A 24,851-nucleotide genomic window follows, 5' to 3' on the forward strand; every position below is an offset into this window, starting at 1 on the left:
TGATAAATCATTTTGCTAATTACAATGGTTAATGCCGATACAAAAGCACAGATTGATTTTTTTATCAATCGTTTTGGTTTGTAAACGGTATTACTGCTGTGGAATATACAATTAACGAGATAGTGATAAGGCCGTGAATATCCTTATGAATCAACAAAAAGATCCATTATCGGAGCATGAGTACCATCGATTGAAAACAAAGCTTTTAATCATATCATATAACAAGCACAAATGAAAAACACAAAGTTCTTATTTTTAGTTCTTTTAATTAGTATGCTTACAAGCAATATGATGCTTGCGCAAAAAGTTATAACACCTGCCCATCGGGAATACTATGCGATGGACCGAGAGGACATGACTTTTGATGACGAACAGGTTTTATTGGTCAATTATCGCGGTTTTGTTTCGCCAAGGCAACATAGTGTTACTCAATTTACCAATGTATGGTTTCTTCCTATTGGGGCACCGCGTTATGAGTTTAACCTTAACTTTTTTGATAAGGGTACAGGTCGTATTATCGAAGATGATGTACCTACTAAATGGAAATCGTGGATAGACGATGGTGAAAGCTATGATCCTCTGGGGTCTAATTTCCGTCCTAACTCACCTTCAATAATGGTGACTCAGGATGAACGCTGGCAGCCCAACCAATACGAAAGAACGGCTACCTTTCATAAAGAGTATAATCATAAATGGGTCAGTTTCTCGGCTAAGAGTTGGACTAATGTATCGTTTGAGGATGATGAGGTTTTTATAAAACTGGTTTTGAGAAATAGACTCTCCAAAGATTTAGAGATGACTCTTATGCCTAATCAGGTGGCAGAAATAATGGAATGTCATTTTAAAGTGGGCGGTACCAAAGCTGATTCTATTGATGCCTTTACTCATGGTAGTAAAATGGCGCATGCTCGTGTTTCTTCATCCATAAAAAATACAAGTGATAAAGGGTTCGAAATAAATATTGCACCTGGAGAATCTGAAACCTACTATTTTGCAGTTAAGTTTTACGAGCCGCAAAATGGAGCGCCTGAAATATATCAAGCCGACATTAAGCAGCGCATGGAGCGCGCAGATAAAAAAACGCGTGATATGTTGGCTTGGGCTTACGATAAGTTGCCACAATTTAGTAGCAGCAATAAGCAGCTTGAAGAATATTATTACCGCTGCGTATTATCGGTGTTAATGAGTCGTTATGAAAATCCGAATTATATTTCAGATGTATTTTGGGCTGTAGGTACGTGGCCATACACCATTAGTTGGGATAATTCATACACTTCGGATCTTTTGGCAATGTTGGATCCGGAAAGCTTAAAAGGAGCCATATTGACCGATTTTGAGCAGGTACAATTAAAGCGTACTTACGTTGGTTGGAACGGTGCTCACTGGGACATTCTTTATATACAAGAGCCATTTGCTCTTCAAACCATGATTGAAGCTTATATCAGACATACAGGTGATTATTCGATTTTTGATGAAGTAGCAGCAGGCAAAACAGTTTGGGAATGGATGCAAGCTTGGGTAGATGAATTACAAAGCAATTATACCAATAAGCTGGGCTTAATTGATGTTGGATACAATACTGAGAAGATTATTGAAATACGAACCGATGGTTATAATCATGCTGTACCTATTACCAATACGCTTACCATTGATTTGTTATACACAATGGTGGATTGGGCAGATAAACGTGCTGAAAAGAAACTTAAACAAAGCTATTTTAAAGATGCTGAAAAGCTAAAAGGTTTGGTAGATAAATACATGTGGAATGAAAAGTTAGGCTGGTTTGACAATTATTATCCTGATGGAAGCAAAGGAACCATATGGACTTACCATTTATTCGACCTTCTAGGAACAGATTACCTGCCAGATAACCAAGCTTTCAAATTGGTAAGTCATTTACAGGAAGGTGAGTTTTTAGGTAAATATGGTGTCTACTCCATTGCTCGTCGCGATTCAGTGCATTGGGATTTAATTGACTCTGATTGGGGAGGCGGTGGACAGTATGCTGGCATGCCTGGACGTATTTCGCGAAATTTGTATCAGAAAGGTTTTGCCGGTAAAGGCTGGGATGTATTAAAACGAAATATTCGCTATATCGATCATTTCCCATATCTACCACAAAATCCGCGTATTGATGCTCCAGAGCAAGACCGTTCATCCATGCCAGTTCAAATTGCAGCAGGTGCAGGTATGGAAGCTATTGTTTTCGGAACTTTTGGTGTGAAAATAGAAGATGATAAGCTCACTATCAAACCATTTAATCATGAGGATATAGGTGAGGCCACTTTGAAGAATATCAAATACAAAGGGCGTAGTTTTGGAATTCAACTAAAGCGTAAAACCTATTCGGTTTATGAAGATGATAAACTAATTGCCACTAAGTTTTATGGAGAAAAAGTAGAACTGTAGTTATTCTCAAAAGGCATTAATTTTTTAATTAAAGTGCCATCTATATTGTAGGTGACACTTTATTCATTTTACTCTTAAACGGCTAAAAGTTCTCCTAGGACGAGTTTCTGTTAATTGCTCTTATTTAAAGTTTTATTAGGGCGTATATTAGTATGTTCAAACATATGAACATGCAAACCAAGGTTTGTCCAGATATACGCGTATGAATTTAAGAATTGATCATAAAAGTCCGCTTCCTTTGCATGCTCAAGTAGAAGAGCTACTTCGTACTTTGATTGAATTGCCAGAGTATAAAGATGGCGGATTGCTGCCTAAAGAAGTTGATTTAGCTAAGAAATTGGGTATATCCAGAAATACTTTGCGTCAAGCAACTAATAAACTAGAGTACGAGGGTTTATTAATCAGAAAAAAAGGTGTAGGAACAAAAGTTGCGCACAAACAAGTAACCACTCACTTAAACGAATGGCATAGCTTTACGCAGGAGATGAATGATAAAGGAGTTGCTTTTACAAATGTATCCTTGAAAAGCGAGTGGGTGAATGCAAATGAAAAGATAGCTACTTTCTTTGAAATTGAGCCAGATACTCCTGTTTTGAAGTTGAGCCGCTTGCGCGGAGATGAAGATGGCCCCTTTGTCTTTTTCGAAAGCTATTTTCATCCTAAAATTGGACTAACAGAAACAGAGGATTTTACACGACCACTTTACGAAATTCTTGAGAAAGATTATAATGTAACGCCGTCTCTTTCAAACGAAAGGTTAAAGGCACGGCTAGCCTCAGAAATTACTTCGAAACGACTTAAAATCAAAAAGAATGATCCTGTATTGGTTCGAGAACGTTTTGTTTCCGATCCAGGGAATCGTCCACTAGAATATAACATTGGCTTTTACATAGCCGAACGTTTTACATATACGATAAGCATTAAACGATAAGTATGAAACGACCATACAAATTCAATCAATAAAGTTGCAAATAGGGTAAGGATTGAATTTTTAGGGAGTTCCATCTGACTATAAAAAATAAATATAAACAGATGAAAAATATTGCAATAGGAGTTGATGTTGGAGGTAGTCATGTGAGTTGTATGGCTTACGATTTAATTGAGAAAAAGCTACTAACTGAAACTTTATCAGAAGCAGATTTGAATAATCATGGTAAGTCTGATGAGGTGATAGCTGCCTGGGGTGGTGTCATAAAAAAAACAATTGAGTTGGTTGGCTTAGAAAATGTCGGTGGAATTGGATTTGCCATGCCAGGCCCCTTTGATTACGTGAAGGGAATACCTCTATTTAAGGGTGAAAATGGGAAATACGAGAATATATATGGAATAGATGTTCCAGTTTTACTAAGGTCGTTTCTAGGTATTAAAGATGATCTGCCAATTCGTTTCATTAACGATGCAACTGCTTTTGCCATTGGAGAAGACCAAGTAGGGAAAGCAAAAGATTATAATCAATCCTTATCCGTAACCTTAGGAACTGGTTTCGGCTCAGCTTTTATTAAAGGAGGTTTACCTATTGTTGAAGGTGATGAAGTACCTCAAAGTGGATGCTTGTGGCATTTACCTTTCGAAGATGGCATTGCTGACGATTACTTTTCAACGCGTGGTTTGCTAAAACGATACGAACAAGCAACTGGTCAGAAACTATCCGGTGTAAAGCAAATTGCGGATCTCGTTTCAAGCAGCCAAGAAGCTCAAGCACTCTTCAATGATTTTGGTGAGAAAATGGGACAGTTTCTAGCACCATGGATTAAGACATTTAATCTCGAAGTGTTCATCATGGGAGGTAATATTTCCAGAGCCTATAAGTTATTTGGGGATGCATTGAGTGCATACTTAAAACAAGAAGATCTACAGCTAAAAGTGGCGGTTTCAGAATTAAAAGAAACGGCATCGTTTATTGGCGCAGCAACGCTTATTGATGATGCGATTTACCAAAGTATACTTGCCGCTTTAAGAAAAATGTAATACACACACACATGAATCAAAGTAAACTATCAATCAAGTACGTTACACCTGTTCTCATCAGCTTTTTTGCAATGAGTTTTTGCGACCTAGTAGGAATTGGTGTAGATAATGCCAAAGCTGATTTTGAGCTGAGTAATACCTTGGCTCAGCTAATTCCTTTGGCCGTTTTTGCTTGGTTTTTTATACTCTCTGTTCCTGTTGGAATTTTGCAAGATAGAATAGGGAAGAAGAATATGCTTAACATTGGTATGTTGTTTACTTCCCTTGGACTCTTTCTTCCTTTTGTTGTGTATACATTTACAAGTCTTTTAATTGGTTTTGCATTTTTAGGAATTGGCAACACCATCATTCAGGTTTCGGCTAACCCTTTGCTTATTGATGTGGTGCCGTCAAATCGTGGTTCCAGCTTTTTAAGTTTGTCACAATTTATTAAAGCTATTGGCTCAATGATAGCACCTTATTTGGCAGCTTATTTTGCTTCGCATTATGGCGATTGGAAATTAGTTTTGCTTGTATTTGGGGCTATTTCCATCGCATCTGCTCTTTGGCTGCACTTTTCTAAAATTGAAGAAAGTAAAAATGAAGGCGAAAAGGCCAGCCTTGTTTCTTGTCTTAAACTCTTGGGCAACGGTTATATTGCTTTAATGGTGTTAGGTATCTTCTTTTTGGTTGGTATTGATGTAGGTGTTAATGCTTTTTCGGGTCAGTTTTTAATGGATCATATTAGAGTAGACGCTGAACCGGCTAAACTGGGAAGGAGCCTTTACTTCTTTGGTAAAATGCTTGGTACCTTTTTAGGAGCACTTCTATTGTTACGAATAGCGGCGCGCAAGTTTCTGATAATCTCCGCGATCGTTAACTTAATAACTATATTAGCTTTTATATGGTCTCCAAGCCAAACGATAGCACTAGTACTTATGTTTGCAATAGGTTTAGGGGCGTCCAATATATTTCCGCTTATCTTTTCAATTACAATAGATAAAATGCCCAAAAGGGCCAATGAGATTTCAGGGCTCATGATAATGGCTGTTTCGGGTGGAGCTTTTATACCACCTTTAATGGGTAAGGTGGCTGACTATACCAGTATTTTGGAAGCCTTGTTTGTATTAGTGTTTTGCGCCATTTATTTATTGGTTCTTTCTCTATATCCCTCTAAAAAATAAACTCTATGTTAAGACAAATGTTTCAATTCAAAAAAGCTGATGTGTATTTTTCGCTACACATCATTGTTGGCCTGATTACCTTGCACTCATGTCAACCCAAGCCAGAAGTAGAAAAAGAGTTTAACGCCGTTCAGTATGTTGATCCTCAAATAGGATCAGTGCATGCTCGTTGGTTCTTTTACACCCCGGCAGCTTTACCTTTTGGTATGGCTAAGCTGGCACCACATACCAACGCTTATGAGGGGCCCGGAGCGTGGTTGCCCGGAGGCTACGACGATAGACATCATTCCATTGAAGGGTTTGGTCATTTTCATGAATTTCAAATTGGTGGCGTGGTACTAATGCCAACACTTGGTGAATTACAAACAACTCCAGGGTCAATAGAAAATCCGGATGAAGGTTATCGGTCACGCTTTGATAAAAAGGATGAGCATTCCCAGCCAGGTTATTACTCAGTACTATTAAAGGACTATGGAATAAAGGCTGAATTAACCGCAACTGAGCGAGTAGGTTTTCATCGCTATACTTTCCCAAAGTCGGATAGTGCTCATTTCATATTTGATATTGGTCATAAACAAGGTGAAAGCAGTGATGTAACCGAAGCTTATGCCCAATTAACTTCAGAGAATGAGATTGAAGGCTATGTGGAAACCAACCCGGAATATGTTAAGTTTTGCGATCCGGGCAATAGAGTGACAATGTATTTTGTGGCACGACTAAGCAAAGCACCTGAGAGTGTTGGAACTTTTATAAATGATTTGGCAACAGAAGGTAATAGTGAAACTAAAGGAATAGGTAACGGCATTTATGTGAATTTTACAACCGATGACAATGAAGTGATTGAAATGCAGGTTGGTCTTTCGTATTGCAGTGTTGAAAATGCGCGTTTGAATTTACAAACCGAAGCTGAAAACATGACCTTTGACGAGGTTAAAAAGCAAGCTGGTAATCGATGGAACGACATGTTGGGCCGTATTAAGGTTGAAGATGATAACCTTAATAATAAGACTAAATTCTATACAGGCTTGTATCATGCTTTATTAGGCCGAGGTTTGGCAAGTGATGTTAATGGACAATACAAACTAAATGGAGAAGGTCTTGGTCAAATACCCTTAAACGATGCAGGTGTTCCTAATTACCATCATTACAATAGTGATGGTATGTGGGGTGGTTTTTGGAATTTAAGCCAACTGTGGGCTTTGGTTTATCCTGAGTATCTGAATCAATATGTTCAAACCAACATCGATTTCTCAAAGGAAACAGGTTGGCTGCACGATGGCATTGCAGCGGGTGCATTTACCAATGGTGTACAAACAAATTTTCAAGGCCTAATAATGGCCGCCGCCTATAATTGTGGCTTACGAGATTTTGACATTGAAGCGGCATACAATATTGCTCTGAAAAATGAGATTGAATACAGAGGAAGAAACTTGGGTAATGGAAAGTACGATTTAAGCCATTTCATAAGCAAAGGTTATGTGCCTTATAAAGATACAACCATATCCAATGGATGGGTTTTTAACTTCGGAGCGTCACATACGCTTGAATATGCCTTCAGCTCATTTGCTGTAGCTCAAATGGCTAAGGAACTAGGAACACAAGACGAGTATGATCAACTTATGAATCAAGCCAACTATTGGGAAAACATATTTGACGAAGAAACTCGATTTATTCGCCCCAAATTACCCAATAGTGATTTTCTTCTAGCCTTTGATCCAATGAAAGGATGGGATGGTTTTCAGGAAGGAAATGCCTACCAATATACATGGTATGTACCACATAATCCAGCTGGATTGATTAAAAAAATGGGCGTGCAAACCTTTAATGAGCGCTTGGAAAAAACCTTTGTTGAAAGCAGAAAGTCTCTATTTGGTGGAGGTAAAGAAATCGATAGCTTTTCAGGAGTTGCCACTTTATATAATCAAGGCAATCAACCCTGTCTGCATCAGCCTTGGTTGTTTAATTACTCAGGTAAACCTTGGTTAACGCAGTTTTGGACACGTACCATTTGCGATGAGTTTTATGGTGTTGAGCCACTTCATGGTTATGGTTTTGGTCAAGATGAAGATCAGGGTCAATTAGGCGCCTGGTATGTGATGGCTTCACTTGGATTATTTGATGTTCAAGGGCATGCCTCGGCAAACCCAAGTTTTCAGTTTGGAAGCCCTGTTTTCAAAAATGTAAGTATCCAACTTCCTAATGGTAAAACATTAAGCATCGAAACTACAAATAACGGATTGGAAAATAAGTATATACAGAGGGCTGAATTTAATGGAAGCCAAATAGATAACTGCTGGATCAAACGAGGAGACTTGATTAATGGAGGAACCTTAAGCTTTCAAATGGCAGCGGAGCCAAATGAAAATTGGGGAGTGAACATTGCTCCTCCTTCAATGAACAATTAAAACCAACAATATGCGATTATCAATTTTAGCACTTTTAGTTTTTGCTTTTATTGGCTGCACAAGTCAGAAGAGCAAGGATTCGGATCTATATGATCGGATTGAATCCAATGAATATTTTGCATACACCAAAAGCAAGGCTCTTGAGGTAGTCAAAACCGGCTTTAATGCAGGTGATGGCTATGGTGAAGTCTGGATACGTGATTACAGTACTTTTATTGAACTCTCGGCAGAAGTGTATCCCAAAGAGACACTTAAGGAAAATTTACGTGTGTTTTTAAGATTGCAGCGCGACGATGGTAATATCATTGATGGTTTTATTCCTAAAGATAAAGCAGTTCAAACAGAGGGAGGTTACAAGTATACTTTTTCGGATTTGGAACCGAACTATGCAGGCCAAAAAAACAATGTGGAAACCGATCACGAATCATCATTGGTACATGCAGTTTACAAGTATGTAAAGAAAACCGGTGATGCCGAGTTTTTAAACGAAAAAATTGGTGATAAAACAGTAGCTCAACGATTAGAATGGTCGATGGAATTTTTGTTAAACCATCGTTGGAGCGAAGAGCATGGCTTGATCTGGGGTGCAACAACAGCAGATTGGGGCGATGTACAGCATTGTCATCCTTGGGGGGTGTTTTTTACTGAGGATACAAAATATTGTCTGGATATATACGATAACGCCATGATGTTGATAGCTCTTGATAATATGATGGAATTAGTTCCATCAACAAAGGCTAAATGGCTTAGTATAAGAAATAGTATGGCCGAAAACACCATGAAGTATTTGTGGGACGAGCAAAATAATAAGTTTATCCCTCATGTATATCTTGATGGTTCTCCTTTTCCAAATGATTTTGATGAGAATGAAATATACTATCATGGAGGAACAGCTGTTGCTATTGAAGCCGGTTTACTGTCGAAAGAACAGATAAAAATCTCACTGGATAAAATGATAGCGAATGTTAAAGCATCTGGTGCCGGGTCCATAGGTTTAACCCTTTATCCGCCTTATCCCGAAGGATATTACGAGAATAAAGGCATGTATCCTTATGGTTATCAAAATGGAGGCGACTGGACATGGTTTGGTGGCCGCATGATTCAAGAGCTCATCAAAAACGGTTTTGTAGAAGAGGCCTATGACCAGATGCAGCCCATGGTGAAAAGGGTGAAAGATAATGATGGTTTTTATGAGTGGTATACTGTTGAGAATAAACCCGAAGGCTCTGGGACTTTCCGTGGCTCGGCTGGTGTTCTTTACAAAGCAATTTTAATGTTTGAAGAGTACGCCGAAAAACAGAATTAAGATGGAAAAAAGAAAATCAGAACAATATTTACTACCAGCAAAGAAGGAAGAATCAGCTGTAGGGATGTACGATTTATATCCATCTTTAAAGCTTGAAGAAGGAAAAATTGATGAGGGATTAGTTAGTTTGGTGCAACAATTGACTGAATATAAAACCATAATCATAGATGGATACATTGGTGTTTTTTACGATAAGATTCAGGAAGTGATTAATGCTGAGTTCGAGAAGCAAGGAAAGAAAGTAGCCTGGTTTGATATTAATTCAGCTCTAAAGCCAGAAGCAGAAATTGATAAAATGATTGCGCCTTTCCTTGGTGGCGATGATCCGATTTTTGGAACAAGAGCAACTTGTTCGTTATCGGATTTTTACGATAAACAGAAGCTTGCTGCAATGCAGCCTGATGTCAGTGCTGATGTGAACATAATTATTGGTGTAGGTGCTAGCTTAGCAGCTTGGGAAGGAACTTTACTTTACATCGACCTACCCAAGAATGAGCTACAGTTTAGGGCACGCGCAAAAAGTATCCTTAATCTTGGGGCTTCAAAAGCGGATGAGATTAAACCAATGTACAAACGATTTTATTTCGTCGATTGGATTGTATTAAATAAGCACAAACAGCTCTTGCTTAATGACGTTGACTATTTTATTGATGAGCAAAGGATAGATAGCCTAACTTGGATGAGTGGAGACGATGTACGAGATGGTCTTAAAAAGATGGCTTCTAATGTATTTCGCGTACGTCCATGGTTTGAGCCTGGAGCTTGGGGGGGGCAATGGGTAATGGATAAGATTGATGGTCTTAATAAGGATGTTCCAAACTATGCTTGGTCGTTTGAGTTAATTGTACCCGAGAATGGTTTGCTGTTCGAAAGCGATGGTAAGCTATTGGAAATATCGTTCGATTGCTTGATGTTTCAAGAAACAGAAGCGGTTTTGGGAGAACATTCTGCACAGTATGGAAGTGAATTCCCAATTCGCTTCGACTTTCTCGATACCTTCGATGGAGGGAACCTTTCCGTGCAATGTCATCCTCGCCCTGAATATATGAAAGAGCACTTTGGCGAGAATTTTACTCAGGAAGAATGCTATTATATTCTGGATGCTGGTAAAGATGCTACCTGCTATTTAGGATTTCAGGAGGGTATTAATCCCAAAGAATATGAAAAAGATTTACAGCATAGTTTCGAAAATAAGGAAGCAATAGATATCACGAAGCATGTGCAGGTTTTAGATTCCAATAAACATGACTTGTTCCTGATTCCTCCAGGTACTATTCATGGAGCTGGTATTAATAATCTTGTATTGGAAATAAGCTCTACTCCATATATTTTCACCTTTAAAATGTATGATTGGATGCGTTTGGATATGGATGGTAAACCACGTCCGATTAATATTGAGCGTGGAATGGAGAACCTTTACTTCGAACGGAAAGGAGAGTATGTTAAAGAGAAGTTGATTTCGCATCCATATGTACTAGAAGAAGGTAGTGATTGGAAGTTATATCACCTGCCAACACACGAAAAACACTCTTACGATGTACATCGCTTTCATCTAAATACAGAAGTTGAAGTGAAAACAGAAAATCGCTGTCATGTACTTTCCTTGGTTGAAGGTAAAAGCATCTCTATTGTAACTGAAAATGGCATGAAGCAACGCTTTAACTATGCTGAAACATTTGTAATTCCTGCTGCTACTGGTTCATACAGAATAATTAATGAATCAGAAGGTGAAGTAATGCTTGTTAAAGCCTTTATGAAGTAATCACATTTTAAACCAACGAATCAATATATAATCATGATACGAATTGGACTAATAATATTTGTAGGGCTGCTATTGAGCTCCTGTTCTGCAGAGAATAAAACTATTTGGCAAATAGGAAACAGTAATAATAGTGGTTCTGATTTTGCCTTATCAAATAATGAATACGAGCGTTTTATTGAAAAGGATTTTGGCTGGGAAGACAAATATTTCTTGATAGGAACTTCAAACGATAAAACAGATTGGCCCTATATTATTCCAGGTACTAGCGATACTTGGGGAGGAACATGGGGAACTTCCGGATGGCGTTCAAGTACCCTTAATATACTGTTTGGAATCGATAAATTACCTAACAAGGGAGATTGGAAACTGACCATTGATATTTTGGACTGTAACTCGGAAGACTTGCCGCTTTTTAAGGTGACTGTTAATGGCAAATCGTGGAAATATAGATTGCCAATAATTAATGATGGTTCAACTATTGATGGAGCAATACCCGATTCATCAGAGTATCTCATTGAAATTCCTCTGGAGAATACCTTGATGAAAGCAGGCGGTAATGAGATTAACCTGACGACTTTAGAAGGTTCGTGGTTAAAATTCGACCAGATTAAATTGGAAGGCCCAGGCAATGTACGATTAACTGAAAATAACAAAGTATACCTACGTGGTGTAGAAGCTGCTGAGTATGAAATTGAAACAGAGAATGGTAGATCGCAAGCTTTATTGGTTGATGTAGAGCATCTTTCAGATCAACCAGTGCTGGCGGTGAAAATTGATGGAGAAGAGGTTTTTACTGAACGCGTAGAAGATAAACGTTACACCTTTGAAGTTCCAATGCCAGCGGTTAAAAGCAATAACACCAGTAATTACGAAATACTAATTGATGGCAATAGTATTGAGTCGGGAAAAGTCAAACGTGAATCGAAGCAATTGATGACACCTGCTCAGTATATCGACACTAAAATTGGAACGGCCCATTCACGTTGGATGATTGCTCCCGGACCATGGATGCCGTTTAGCATGGTTAAGTTAAGTCCCGATAACCAGAATGACAGTTGGCAAGCAGGTTACGAACCAACTTTTGAATCGGTGGGTTGTTTCTCACATATACATGAATGGACGATTGCAGGATTAGGAACAATGCCTACAAACGGATCTTTGCAAACAGAGGTTGGAGATGAGAAAGATGTGGATAGTGGTTACCGTTCTCGTATAGATAAATCAAGCGAAGAGGCGCCTCTTGGGTATTATAAAGTGCAGCTAACGGATTATGATATTAAAGCAGAATTAACATCTACTACACGCTGTGGATTTCAACGTTATACCTTCCCGAAAGATAGAGAAGGCTCACGAGTCTTGTTGGATTTGGTTATTCCTAACGAGTATACTTATCAATCGATAGAAGCTTATTTTAAACAAACTGATGATTACACCATTGAAGGATACAGTCATCAAATTTGTCCGAACACATGGGCAGGAGGAATAGAGCAAGAGTACATTGTGCACTTTGTTGCTGAGTTTGATCAAGCTATTTCTGATTTTAAAGTATGGACCGAAGAAGGTGTTAAAGAAACCAATGAGTTCAGCATTAAAGGAGCTAAAGATGTTGGTGGTATTGTTGAGTTTGATACAAAAAAGAACAATGTGGTTCAGATGCGAACAGGCATCTCATATGTGAGCATTGCTAATGCCCAAGAAAATCTTCAAACTGAAGTTACTGAGCCTTTCGACTGGGATTTTGATGCTATCCGACAAAATAATGTGGATACCTGGGATGAATTAATGACACGCGTAAAAATAACATCGAATGATGCACGCGAAAAAATGCGTTTCTACAATAACTATTATCGCTCTTTGTGCAGCCGAAATACCTTTAGTGATGTAAATGGCGAATGGCGCGATGCGGATGAGGTGGTTCGTAAAATGGAAGATCCAAGTTCACCGGCATTAGGTTGTGATGCGTTTTGGAATACTTTCTGGAATCTCAATCAGTTTTGGAACCTGGTAACGCCTGAATGGAGCAATCGTTGGGTTAAGTCTCAGTTGGCCATGTACGACGCCGGAGGTTGGTTAGCCAAAGGACCAGCAGCAATGGAATATATCCCGGTGATGGTTGCCGAGCATGAGATACCACTAATTGTTGGGGCATATCAAATGGGCATAAGAGATTATGATGTTGAAAAAGCCTTTGAAGCAGTTAAGAAAATGCAAACTGTTCCGGGGCAAGTTGTGGGTGGCGGTTTTGCTGGAAACCGTGACTTGATTACCTACCTAAAACATGGCTATGTACCTTATGATGAAGGACGATTCTCTAATTCGCTTGAGTATTCATACGATGACTGGACGGTTTCTCAATTGGCTAAGGCTTTAGGCAAAGAGAAAGATTATAAAACATTTCTTAAACGCGGTTACTATTGGAAAAACATTATTGATGAGGAAACAGGATTTGCCCGCATGAAAGATTCAAAAGGAGAGTGGTATCCTGATTTTGATGCCTATAAATCGGGAGCCAATCATCATTATGTGGAAGGTAATGCTTGGCAGTTAACCTACTTTGTACCCCAAGATGTTCCAGCTTTGGCTGATGCCATCGGGCAGGATCGATTTATTGAGCGCCTTGAATGGGGATTTGAAGAAAGCGACAAAACACGTTTCAATGGACTTAATGACCAATATTGGAATTATCCGGTTATGCAAGGTAATCAGCAAAGCATGCATTTTGCCTTCCTGTTTAATTGGGTTGGAAAACCGTGGTCAACACAAAAATGGAGTCGCTCAATAATGGATCGATACTATGGCTATGGAGTGGCTAACGCCTACCTTGGCGACGAGGATCAGGGACAAATGAGTGCTTGGTTTATCATGGCTTCTTTGGGGCTTTTTCAAACAGATGGAGGATGTAGTGTAGAGCCTGTATATGAAATTGCCAGCCCACTATTCGAAAGTGTAGAGATAGATCTTGGAAATAAGTTTGGTAGGGGTGAAACTTTCGTTATTGAAGCTAAAAATGCTTCTCGATTGAATATTTACGTTCAATCGGCCAAGCTAAATGGGAAAGTTCTGCAAGATTTTAAATTTCCTGCAAGTGAATTATTAAAAGGCGGAAAGTTAGAGTTAGAAATGGGAAGTGAACCAAATAAAGAATGGGGAATCTTGAAGTAAACGCCTAATAAATATAAATCAAAAGAGATATAACGCTAAAGTGGAATAAACAGCATCTTAAGAGCAATAACAAATTTTCTTAAAAGGAGATGAACTTGTTAATTTTGAGATGTCTGTTAGCGTTGTTTTGACTCAAATAGAGCATAATAGTTATCACCCTTGATTGCCTAAAATTATTGACTAATGAAGAATTTATTTCCCTTTCTTTTTGCGATGCTTCTTTTGGTAAGCTGCAGTGATAATTCAAAAAGTCCAGCATATAAAAACGCTGATTTAGATATTGATACTCGTGTTGCTGATTTGGTGTCGCGAATGACACTCGAAGAAAAAGTGATGCAATTAGATATGTATTCGGCAGGTGACTTGTGTTACAATGGCCGCTTAGCAGATGAATTGGCATCTAAAACGCTGAATGCTATGAGCATTGGCTGTGTTCACGATTATTATCCTGAAGAAGCAGAATATGCCAATGAATTACAGAAATATATTATAGATAATACGCGCTTGGGTATTCCGGCTCTTTTTATCGAAGAAGCCTTACACGGTTATCAAGGAAGTAAATCTACAGCCTTTCCTGTTCCTATTGGAATGGGTAGTATGTGGGATGCTGATTTGATGGAGCGAATAGGAAAAGCTGTTGGTAAAGAAACTCGCTCTGTGGGTGTACATATGGTATTAGCGCCGGTATTAGGTATTGGACGAGAGCCTCGTTGGGGTAGGGTACAGGAAACATATGGCGAGGATCCATTCCTTGCAGCTCGTAGCGGTGTAGGATATATAAAAGGTCTACAAGGTGATGATTTAAAAAATGATGATGCCGTGGTAGCTGAACCTAAGCATTTTGGTATCCATAGTATGCCAGCAGGTGGAAAAAACACAGCTCCTGTATATGTTGGAGAACGCGAGGCGCGTAGCAACTTTTTATATGTGTTTGAAAAGGCGTTTATGGAAGCAGGCGCTTTAGGAGCCATGGCAGCATATCACGAGTGGGATGGAATTCCGGCGGCCGCCGATCCTTGGTTGTTAAATGATGTACTTAGAGGAGAATGGGGTTTTAAAGGTTTGGTATTGTCCGATTTAGGCGCTATTGCAAAACAAACCAATTCGCATGGTACAGCAGCTACACCTAAAGAGGCCATTTCAAACTCAATAAGTGCAGGCTTAGATATGCAATTTTACGACTATAAGCACGATGTATTTCAGAATGCTATTATCGAAGCGGTAAACGATAAATCACTTAGCATAAAAGATGTAGATAGAGCTGTTGCTAGTGTTTTGTATGTTAAGTTTCGCTTAGGTCTTTTTGAGAACCCATATACTGATGAGAAACTTAAGGAAGAAAGATACCACAATCAAGAACATCAGGAGCTAGCACTTGAATCGGCACATAAGTCCATTGTTTTGCTCCAGAATAATAACAGAATATTGCCGTTAAAAGCTGATGTGAAGAAGATTGCTGTTATTGGTGAAATGGCAGGAAAAGTACATTTGGGTGGATATTCACCTAAAAATGTTGAAGGTGTATCCATTGTTGAAGCCTTTAAAGAAACAGACTTTGAGGTAAACTTTGTTGACTTAAATGTACCAGCTTTTAACATGGAGCAGATCAATGAAAAGTTTATGATGACTGAAGATGGAAAACCAGGTTTATTGGCTGAATATTTTAATAATACCGAATGTTCAGGGCAACCGGTGTTTTCGCAAGTTGAAACCAGCTTAGTGAAGTACTGGCATAACCTTAGTCCTGAAGGTGGCGTTACAAGCGATAATTTCTCAGTTCGTTACAGTGGCTATTTGATGCCTGAGTTAACCGGATCATATAAGTTTGGGTTAATTGCCGATGATGTGGCTCGTTTGTCAATTAATGGTGAAGTTGTAATTGATAATTGGGACAGGAGCACCATCAATCAATGGGCACACAAGGAAATGCGTTTTGAAAAAGGAAAAAAGTACCCTATTAAATTGGAGTATGCCGAATATGAGGATTATGCCGGAGTTCAGCTAAAATGGGAGGTAGAGCCTGATGAGAGTAATAAAGGCAATATGTATGATAAGGCCATATTAGCGGCTAAAAAAGCTGACGTAGCTATATTGGTATTAGGAGAAACCGAAGACGATTGTGGTGAAGGAAAAGACAAAATGAGCCTTGAATTGAATGATAATGGCAAACGTTTATTAAGCGAAGTATCGGAAGCAGGAACACCAGTTATATTGGTGCTTCAAAATGGACGACCATTGGTGCTTACTGAAGAAGTTAAGAAAGTGGATGCTATTGTTGAGACCTGGTATGCGGGCGAAAAAAGCGGCCAGGCAACAGTGGATATACTAACTGGTAAGGTAAATCCATCGGCTAAGTTGCCTATTACTTTTCCACGTCATAATGGTCAGTTGCCAATCTTTTACAATCATAAAAAGTCAGCAACGGGTAGCTTTGTTGATGGAACCAACAAGCCCTTATTTGCTTTTGGTTACGGCTTAAATTATAGTCAATTTGAATATTCCGATTTGCAAATTGGCAAACAGGAAATTGGTACATCGGATAAACAAATTGTAAAAGTTAAGGTTAAAAACACATCCGATAGAGAAGGAACTGAAGTTGCTCAGCTCTACATAACTGATACCTATAGTTCCGTTGCAACGCCGCATATGCAGCTTCGGGGCTTTCAACGTGTTGAACTGAAGCCAGGAGAAGAAAAAGAAGTGTCTTTTACTTTATTGCCTGATGATTTAGCATTGTGGAACAGGGATATGAAACGTGTGGTTGAACCAGGAGAATTTAAAGTAAAGGTTGGTGCAGCATCGGATGATATTATGTTGGAGTCGACTTTTAAGGTGAAATAATTGGTTTTATAGTTTGTGATTTGATAGTCTGTAGAAGTTTTTCTGTGCTTGTGCAGGCTATCTTATAATATTAAAAGAGAGGTGTTGATGAAGGTATTATTTGGAATCATAGTGGTAATTACGAGTGTGATTTTAGTGTCTTGTTCAGAGTGTTCTAACGATAAAGATTACACACGATATTCCCGGTCTGGTTAATTTAATGGGAGGAAAAGAGGCTTTTTCTGAAAAACTAGACTCCATGTTTTACTCATCTTCAAAACCTGAAGTAAAAACATTGGTTTGGAATATTCATCGAACCATGGGTCAGTACTGGCACGGTAACGAGCCTTGTCATCATGTGCCATATTTATATAAATATACTGGCCAAGGGTATAAAACTGATCGAATCATCAAAACCTTGGTTGATGATTATTACCATAACCGACCCGACGGTTTAATGGGTAACGATGATTGTGGGCAAATGTCTGCCTGGTATATGTTCTCATCACTTGGCTTTTATCCTGTGAATCCCTGTGGTGGTGAGTATATAATTGGTGCACCTCAGGTTGAAGAGGCTGTTATCAATCTGCCTAACGGAAAGCAGTTTACTGTAACAGCAACCAAGCTAAGTGACGAAAATTGCTATGTGCAGACAGTTACTTTAAATGGAGCTCTTCTCAAGCGCAATTACATAACTCACGATGAAATTATCAAAGGAGGCGAACTTGTTTTCGATATGGGATCTCAAATAAATAACAATTAAAGCTCCTTAGAAAACTTTGTGGTTAATGTCACGGTATTCGTTTGGTGTCATCCCATTGTGTTTCTTAAATACCTTGTAAAAGTGGCCTATGGCACTAAACCCGCAATTGTAACAAATTGTCTTGATAGGCACATTTGTCATTGTTAACCTTTGTGCGGCATAATTCATTTTTATCTTGGTAACTGTTTCGGTAAGGGTTTGGTTAAGGCACTGTTTAATAATCTTATTCACATGGTCAGTTGTTCGCTCTGTCAGTTCAACAAAACCAGGTACGCCTTTTCGGAATAGTTGAGGTGAATTGTATTGATCGAGTGCAATGGCCAGCCATCTTGGAACGTCGCAGGAGTTTTCTTCAAATGTTTCGGTTAGCATTCTGAAAATATGCAGAACCATGATGTCAAGATGAATGTAATCTCTCTTTTTAGTTAGAATGTAATCGGTAAAGGTTGAAATATCGTTTAAATGATCAGCATTAAGCTTAACCATGTATGGCATCTTCTCATTTGTCCAGAAGAAAGTTTCAGATTCAGGAAAGTAACGATCTTTAAATAATTGAAGGCTTTCGAGGTAGAAGGCTATATTGGTAACCACAAGGCCGGTATTATTACCTGTTGAAACAAAGGTATGCGTATCCTGTGGTCGCATCAAACAGAGTGTTCCTTTCTCGATGGTGTGTTTTTCACCATTAATGATATGGATTCCGTTTCCTTCTTTAATCCAAAACATCTCTGCATAATCGTGGTCGTGATAATCCAGATTTTCATCTGCTGTAATGGTTCTCCTAACTATATGGAATACATCATTAGGTTGTATTAGAAAAGAAGGTAAGCTAATGCGGGTTTTCTTACTTGGTATCATAATTTCGAGTGTGTGCACAGCAACTGCATCGTGTAGCACACGTGCTATGTTTTACAGTTGGCTGCAATGGTGTGTGCGACAAAAGTATAAAAAATGTTAAAACGACGGTGTGAGTTCGATGTTAATTCTTTAAATGTTCTGATTTGAATTTTGTTAAGTAAATCATTAAATTAAGCAATGAAAGCTTTAGGAGTAAGTCACAATCTTGAGGTTTTTGGTTGGATAATGATTCGTACAACGGTGTAGAACAATAAATGTCAGTTGGTGCAGAACACATCTTTTTGCCAGCTTTTTTCATTTGGGGTATTTTTGTTCAACGAAAAGTTATCCGCCATTAGTAGTTAAAAGTGATTCATAATTATTCATTTTATATGATGTATACTAGAGAAAAAATGATCGCAATAGTGAGGTTTATAGCAATATTTTCTGTGATAATAGGTTTTACCGCCTGTATTGAAGAAGAGAGTCAAGTAAAGAAGAATGTTGATTATACCGAATATGTGAACCCGCTGATGGGAACTGATTCTGATTTTTCACTATCTAATGGTAATACTTATCCTGCCATAGCCCGACCATGGGGTATGAATTTTTGGACGCCAATGACAGCTAATTTTGGTGATGGGTGGACTTATAAGTACCGCGATACCAAGATTAAAGGTTTCAAACAAACGCATCAACCTAGTCCCTGGATAAATGACTACGCTGCTTTCGCTTTAATGCCGATAACAGGTGAACTTAAGTTTAATGAGGAAGATAGAGCATCGTGGTTTTCGCACAAGGCAGAAGAAGTTAAACCACATTATTACAGTGTTTATCTAGCCGATTATGATATTACGGCGGAGATGACTCCAACAGAACGTGCGGTATCATTTCAGTTTACTTTTCCTGAGAATGAAGAATCTTATGTACTACTCGATGGATTTAAAGGGGGATCCATGGTGAAAATCCTTCCCGAAGAACGTAAGATAATTGGTTACTGTCGTAATAATCACGGAGGTGTACCATATAACTTTCACAACTACTTTGTAGCGGAGTTTGATAAGGATTTTGAAATTGTTAATACATGGAAAGATTCTACTTTATTAGAAGGGCAAAAGTTTGCAGAAGCTGATCATGTTGGTGCTATAGTTGGTTTTAAAACCAAAAGAGGAGAGAAGGTTAATGTAAAAGTAGCTTCTTCATTTATCAGCCCAGAGCAAGCTAAATTGAATCTTGATACTGAGATTGGAGACAAAACGTTTGAGGCGATTAAAGAAGAAGGGCAAGCTATCTGGAATGCTGAATTGGGTAAAATAAAAGTGGAGGGTCAAAACATTGATCACATTCGCACTTTTTATTCAACCTTATATAGAGTACTACTATTTCCGCGTATGTTTCATGAAATAAATGAGCAAGGTGAAATAGTACATTATAGCCCGTACAATGGAGAAGTATTGCCAGGATACATGTTTACCGATAATGGTTTCTGGGATACATTTCGTGCTGTCTTTCCATTCTTTACCCTAATGTACCCCGAGTTGAACAGTCAGATAATGGAAGGCTTGGTTAATACTTATAAGGAAAGTGCATGGTTGCCTGAGTGGGCTAGTCCTGGTCACCGAGGTTGTATGATTGGTTCGAACTCAGCATCTTTAATTGCCGATTCGTATTTAAAAGGTATACGTGGTTATGATATTGAAACTCTGTACGAAGCCATTCTGAAAAATTCGACCAGTGTGCATGAGGAGGTTAGTTCTGTTGGGCGCTATGGGCATGAGTATTATAATAAGTTGGGCTACATTCCTTACGATGTAGGCATTCATGAAAATACAGCGCGCACACTGGAATATGCATATGCCGATTACTGTGTATGGAAGTTAGCAGAAGAACTGGATAGACCACAAGAGGAAATTGATTTATTTAAGGCAAGAGCTCAGAACTATAAAAATGTGTTTGATCCTGAAAGTGGATGGATGCGTGGTCGTAATGAAAATGGTGAATTTCAAGCACCTTTTAATCCATTTAAGTGGGGTGATGCATTTACCGAAGGAAACAGCATACATTATACCTGGAGCGTATTTCAGGATATTGAAGGACTAATTGGATTGATGGGAGGAGATGAGGCTTTCGTGAGTCAATTAGATACGGTATTTAATTTACCTCCAATCTTCGATAATTCGTATTACGGATTTACCATTCATGAGATTCGTGAAATGCAGATTGTGAACATGGGTAATTACGCACATGGTAATCAACCTATACAGCACATGTTGTACTTGTATAATTATGCTGGTCAGCCATGGAAAACACAAGAACGAGTACGAGAGGTACTAACTAAACTCTATACACCAAATGCCGATGGCTACTGTGGTGATGAGGATAATGGACAAACATCGGCCTGGTATGTATTCAGCTCAATGGGCTTTTACCCTGTTTGCCCGGGAACGGATGAGTACGTGATTGGTTCACCATTATTTGATAAAGTAACAGTTGAATTACCTAATGGGAAGAATTTACAAATACAAGCTAATAACAATTCAAAAGAGAATGTGTTTGTACAAAGCATGACTCGCAATGGGAAGGATGTGAATAAAAACTATTTCAAACAGAGTGAATTGCTTGAAGGAGGAATCATTAATGTGGAAATGTCACCAACGCCAAATAAGAAGCGTGGTAATACAAAAGAAGCTGCTCCATATTCCATGTCAACCAAGAAATAAGAACTTATGAATCGAATTATATCATTGGCTGTCGTACTTTTAGTTATTTGTCAAATCGATTTGGCACAAGAGTATACTAAGTATGTGAACCCGTTTATTGGCACTACAAATTTTGGTACTACTAATCCTGGAGCCATTGTTCCGCAAGGTATGGTTTCTGTAGTTCCTTTTAATGTAGCGGGTTCAAGCACTAATAAATGGGATAAGGATGCCCAGTGGTGGTCAACGCCCTATTCATGGGATAACCAATTCTTAACAGGTTTTTCCCATGTAAACCTTAGCGGTGTTGGTTGCCCCGATTTAGGAGTTATAATGGTGATGCCAACTACGGGAGAAATTAAGCCCAGATATAAAGACTTTGGTTCCATGATGAGCCAACAAGAAGCTGAACTAGGCTATTATTCTTGTATGCTTGATAAGTATCAGATCAAAGCAGAAGTAACGGCAACTCCTCGCACGGGATTAAGCCAATTTACCTTTCCTGAAGGTCAATCGAATATCCTGATTGATTTGGGCAATGGCTTAACAAATGAGCAAGGTGCAAGTATTAGGATAGTGAGCGAAAATGAGGTTGAGGGCTTCCGTATGACTGGAGATTTCTGTTACCATGGTCAGTCGGAGCGACCTGTTTATTTTGTTGCTCGATTCAGTAAATCGGCCAAAGAATATGGTGTGTTTAAAAAAATGCCGGAAATGCAGGCCGAAGCAAGTTGGTCGGCAAGTGCCAATGAGTTTAAGTTGTATCAATCGTTCCAGCACCCTGTTGCTGGCGATAGTATTGGAGCTTATTTCTCGTTTGATACTGAAGAGGATGAGCGCGTACAGGTACAGCTTGGTGTTTCGTATGTAAGTATTGATAACGCAAGACAGAATTTAGAATTTGAATCCACTGATTTTAATTTTCAGGCAACAAGAGAGAATGCCCAGAAAGATTGGGAATCTACTCTTTCGAAGGTTAAAGTTGAAGGCGGAACAAAAGATCAACTTACAATCTTTTACACGGCGCTGTATCACATGAATATCCATCCCAACATCATTAACGATGTGAATGGTCAATATCCATTAATGGAAAACTACGGCACAGGTTTAGTTGAAGGAAGAGATCGCTATACAGTCTTTTCGTTATGGGATACCTATCGTAATCTACATCCTTTGATGAGTTTGCTTTATCCTGAAAAGCAATTGGACATGGTACGTTCAATGGTTGATATGTACAAGGAGGGCGGATGGCTGCCAAAATGGGAACTCAATAGTAGCGAAACCTACACTATGAACGGTGATCCTTCATTTCCAGTAATTGTGGATACTTATCGAAGAGGATTAAGAGATTTTGATGTGGAAGCGGCTTATGAAGCGATGTTAAAATCAGCTACCACCAAGGAGGTCGACAATAAGATTCGAACTGTTAATGATTTTTATCTGGCTAATGCCTATGTGCCTTTTATGGCCGATTATGATAATTCAGTTTCCATTGCATTAGAGTTGTATTTGGCCGATTGGAACCTAGCTCAATTCGCTAAAGATTTAGGGCATGAGGGTGACTACAATCGCTTTATGAAGCAGTCAAAAGGTTACGTTAATTATTTCGATAAGAAGGAATTTAAAATGTTACGACCTAAAAATCCTGACGGTACTTTCTTAGCATCTTTTGATCCTTTACAAGGAGAAAATTTTGAGCCAGTGCATGGTTTTCATGAAGGAACAGCTTGGCAATATGCCTTTGGTGTACCACACGATATTAAAGGAATAATCAAACTATATGGAGGTTCTAAAAAGTTTACAAATAAACTTCAGCGTGTATTTGACGATGGTTTGTTTGATATGGCCAACGAGCCCGATATGCATTATCCTTTTCTCTTCAATAATATCAAAGGGGAAGAGTGGCGTTCACAAAAAGAAACGCGCCGCTTGATTGATACCTACTTTTTAAACACACCAGGTGGTATTCCAGGAAACGACGATTGTGGCACCATGAGTGCGTGGTTGGTTTATGCCATGATGGGAATTTACCCAGTTTGCCCTGGTGATATGGATTTTGCTATTACTACACCTGTTTTCGATAAGGTAAGTATTGAGCTGAATCAAAGGTATTATAAGGGAGAAAGTTTCGAGATTATTAAAGAAGGTAAGGGCAATATTATCAATCAAATAAAGGTTGATGGCCAAACAAGTAAATCATATTTTATCAACAATAAAACGATTATTTCTGGTTCAAAGCTGGTGATTTCAACAAAAGAAAAGTAAATGAACGAAGTGAATACATTGAAAAGAAATCCGGCTTTGTGGATACCTACGGCCTTTTTTGCCATGGGCTTACCTTTTGTTGCCATAGCTCAGGCATCAGCTTTAATGTATAAAAACATGGGAATAAGTGATGGGCAGATTGCCTTCTGGACATCACTTATTATGCTGCCCTGGACTTTAAAACCGCTATGGAGTCCTGTGTTGGAAATGTTTAAAACCAAGAAGCATTTTGTTGTTGCAACTCAGATTGTAACAGGAATGACCTTTGCTCTTGTTGCTTTATCCTTACCCTTGGATGACTTTTTTAGGTATTCGATTGCCCTGTTGGCGGTTGTGGCAATTAGTGGAGCTACGCACGATATTGCAATTGATGGTGTTTATTTGACTGTTTTATCACCAAAACTCCAGGCCAAATATATAGGATGGCAGGGAGCTGCCTATAATATCGCGAAGATCGTTTCAGGTGGTGGTTTTGTATATCTGGCTGGAGAACTGGAGAAAACCATGGGAGTAACTTACGCCTGGATGGTGGTTATGGCAACATATGGTGCAGTTATGTTTTTACTCGGTTTGTACCACATCAAAATGTTACCAAGTGGCGGTAAAGCTGAAGAAGTACAGTCGCTGAAAGAAGGGTTTCAAACGCTCAAAGATGTGATAAGAACTTTTTTTCAGAAGAAGTTTATTCTTTGGTATATCGTGTTTATTATTCTTTACCGTTTTGCCGAAGGCTTTGCCATTAAAATTGCACCATTGTTTTTTAAAGCAGCTGTTGCTGATGGTGGCTTAGGAATGAGTACGTCTGAGATAGGTCTGGTCTATGGTACTTTTGGTGCCGCTGCTTTTGTTGTAGGCTCCTTGCTGGGTGGCTATTATATATCGGCCAAAGGCTTGAATAATATTCTATTTAAATTGGCTCTTGTCTTTAATATACCTTTTGCTGTCTACTCTTTGTTGGCCATTTATCAGCCCGATAGTATTTACATTATTTCATTGGCAGTGGTGTTCGAGTACTTTGGTTATGGCTTTGGTTTCGTGGGATTAATGCTGTTTATGATGCAGCAAATAGCGCCTGGAAAATACAAGATGGCACACTATGCCTTTGCTTCTGGTATTATGAACTTAGGTTTTATGATTCCATCTATGTTAAGTGGTTATTTAAGTGATTTATTAGGCTATAAAATATTTTTCATATGGGTATTGGTAGCAACTATTCCTGCTCTATTGGCGGCTTATTTTGTGCCTTTTACCTATACCAATTCTGAAATTGACGCGAACAATTAAAAATATAT

14 protein-coding genes are annotated in these 24,851 nt (G+C 38.7%); 13 read left to right on the top strand and 1 reads right to left on the bottom strand.

Going from position 1 to position 24,851, the window contains the following annotated elements; all coding sequences use genetic code 11:
- The first annotated feature begins 231 nt into the window (after positions 1 to 231).
- The 10 genes from ACRD7B_RS18305 (at position 232) to ACRD7B_RS18350 (ending at position 17,758) form a co-directional block, all read left to right on the top strand.
- Complete coding sequence (locus ACRD7B_RS18305) at positions 232 to 2,409, top strand: glucosidase family protein (protein WP_430826074.1); 2,178 nt, start codon at positions 232 to 234, stop codon at positions 2,407 to 2,409.
- Positions 2,410 to 2,611: 202 nt separating this feature from the next.
- Positions 2,612 to 3,340 carry a GntR family transcriptional regulator gene (locus ACRD7B_RS18310; protein ID WP_430826076.1) on the top strand — a complete coding sequence of 243 codons (729 nt, stop codon included), beginning with the start codon at positions 2,612 to 2,614 and terminating at the stop codon, positions 3,338 to 3,340.
- A 101-nt stretch (positions 3,341 to 3,441) separates the two neighbouring features.
- Complete coding sequence (locus ACRD7B_RS18315) at positions 3,442 to 4,377, top strand: ROK family protein (protein ID WP_430826077.1); 936 nt, start codon at positions 3,442 to 3,444, stop codon at positions 4,375 to 4,377.
- A gap of 11 nt (positions 4,378 to 4,388) precedes the next feature.
- A complete protein-coding gene (locus ACRD7B_RS18320) occupies positions 4,389 to 5,540 on the top strand; it encodes an MFS transporter (protein WP_430826078.1) in 1,152 nt (383 codons plus the stop codon).
- Between the two features lie 5 nt (positions 5,541 to 5,545).
- Positions 5,546 to 7,945: a GH92 family glycosyl hydrolase gene (locus ACRD7B_RS18325; RefSeq protein WP_430826080.1), complete on the top strand. Its 2,400-nt coding sequence runs from the start codon at positions 5,546 to 5,548 to the stop codon at positions 7,943 to 7,945.
- 10 nt (positions 7,946 to 7,955) lie between these two features.
- A complete protein-coding gene (locus tag ACRD7B_RS18330) occupies positions 7,956 to 9,251 on the top strand; it encodes a GH36-type glycosyl hydrolase domain-containing protein (protein ID WP_430826081.1) in 1,296 nt (431 codons plus the stop codon).
- 1 nt (position 9,252) lies between these two features.
- A complete protein-coding gene (locus tag ACRD7B_RS18335) occupies positions 9,253 to 11,013 on the top strand; it encodes a class I mannose-6-phosphate isomerase (protein WP_430826082.1) in 1,761 nt (586 codons plus the stop codon).
- A gap of 33 nt (positions 11,014 to 11,046) precedes the next feature.
- A complete protein-coding gene (locus ACRD7B_RS18340; protein ID WP_430826083.1) occupies positions 11,047 to 14,175 on the top strand; it encodes a GH92 family glycosyl hydrolase in 3,129 nt (1,042 codons plus the stop codon).
- A gap of 183 nt (positions 14,176 to 14,358) precedes the next feature.
- Positions 14,359 to 17,016, top strand: coding sequence for a glycoside hydrolase family 3 N-terminal domain-containing protein (locus tag ACRD7B_RS18345; RefSeq protein ID WP_430826085.1), 2,658 nt, complete (start codon positions 14,359 to 14,361; stop codon positions 17,014 to 17,016).
- A gap of 166 nt (positions 17,017 to 17,182) precedes the next feature.
- A complete protein-coding gene (locus ACRD7B_RS18350) occupies positions 17,183 to 17,758 on the top strand; it encodes a glycoside hydrolase domain-containing protein (RefSeq protein ID WP_430826108.1) in 576 nt (191 codons plus the stop codon).
- Positions 17,759 to 17,764: 6 nt separating this feature from the next.
- On the opposite strand, the gene ACRD7B_RS18355 is transcribed toward ACRD7B_RS18350, so the two are convergent.
- Entirely contained in the window at positions 17,765 to 18,655 is an 891-nt protein-coding gene (locus ACRD7B_RS18355) for an AraC family transcriptional regulator (protein ID WP_430826086.1), read from the bottom strand.
- 353 nt (positions 18,656 to 19,008) lie between these two features.
- On the opposite strand from ACRD7B_RS18355, the gene ACRD7B_RS18360 reads away from it, so the two are divergent.
- Genes ACRD7B_RS18360 through ACRD7B_RS18370 form a run of 3 tightly spaced genes read left to right on the top strand, consistent with a single transcriptional unit; the run spans position 19,009 to position 24,843 of the window.
- Positions 19,009 to 21,315, top strand: a complete 2,307-nt coding sequence (locus ACRD7B_RS18360) for a GH92 family glycosyl hydrolase (RefSeq protein ID WP_430826087.1) — start codon at positions 19,009 to 19,011, stop codon at positions 21,313 to 21,315.
- Between the two features lie 6 nt (positions 21,316 to 21,321).
- A complete protein-coding gene (locus ACRD7B_RS18365; protein WP_430826089.1) occupies positions 21,322 to 23,559 on the top strand; it encodes a GH92 family glycosyl hydrolase in 2,238 nt (745 codons plus the stop codon).
- The gene (locus ACRD7B_RS18370) at positions 23,560 to 24,843 is read left to right on the top strand and encodes an MFS transporter (RefSeq protein WP_430826090.1); all 1,284 of its coding nucleotides are present in this window, start codon (positions 23,560 to 23,562) and stop codon (positions 24,841 to 24,843) included.
- Positions 24,844 to 24,851 lie beyond the last annotated feature (8 nt).

This window comes from Carboxylicivirga fragile, from assembly GCF_050589805.1.
Lineage (GTDB): Bacteria > Bacteroidota > Bacteroidia > Bacteroidales > Marinilabiliaceae > Carboxylicivirga > Carboxylicivirga fragile.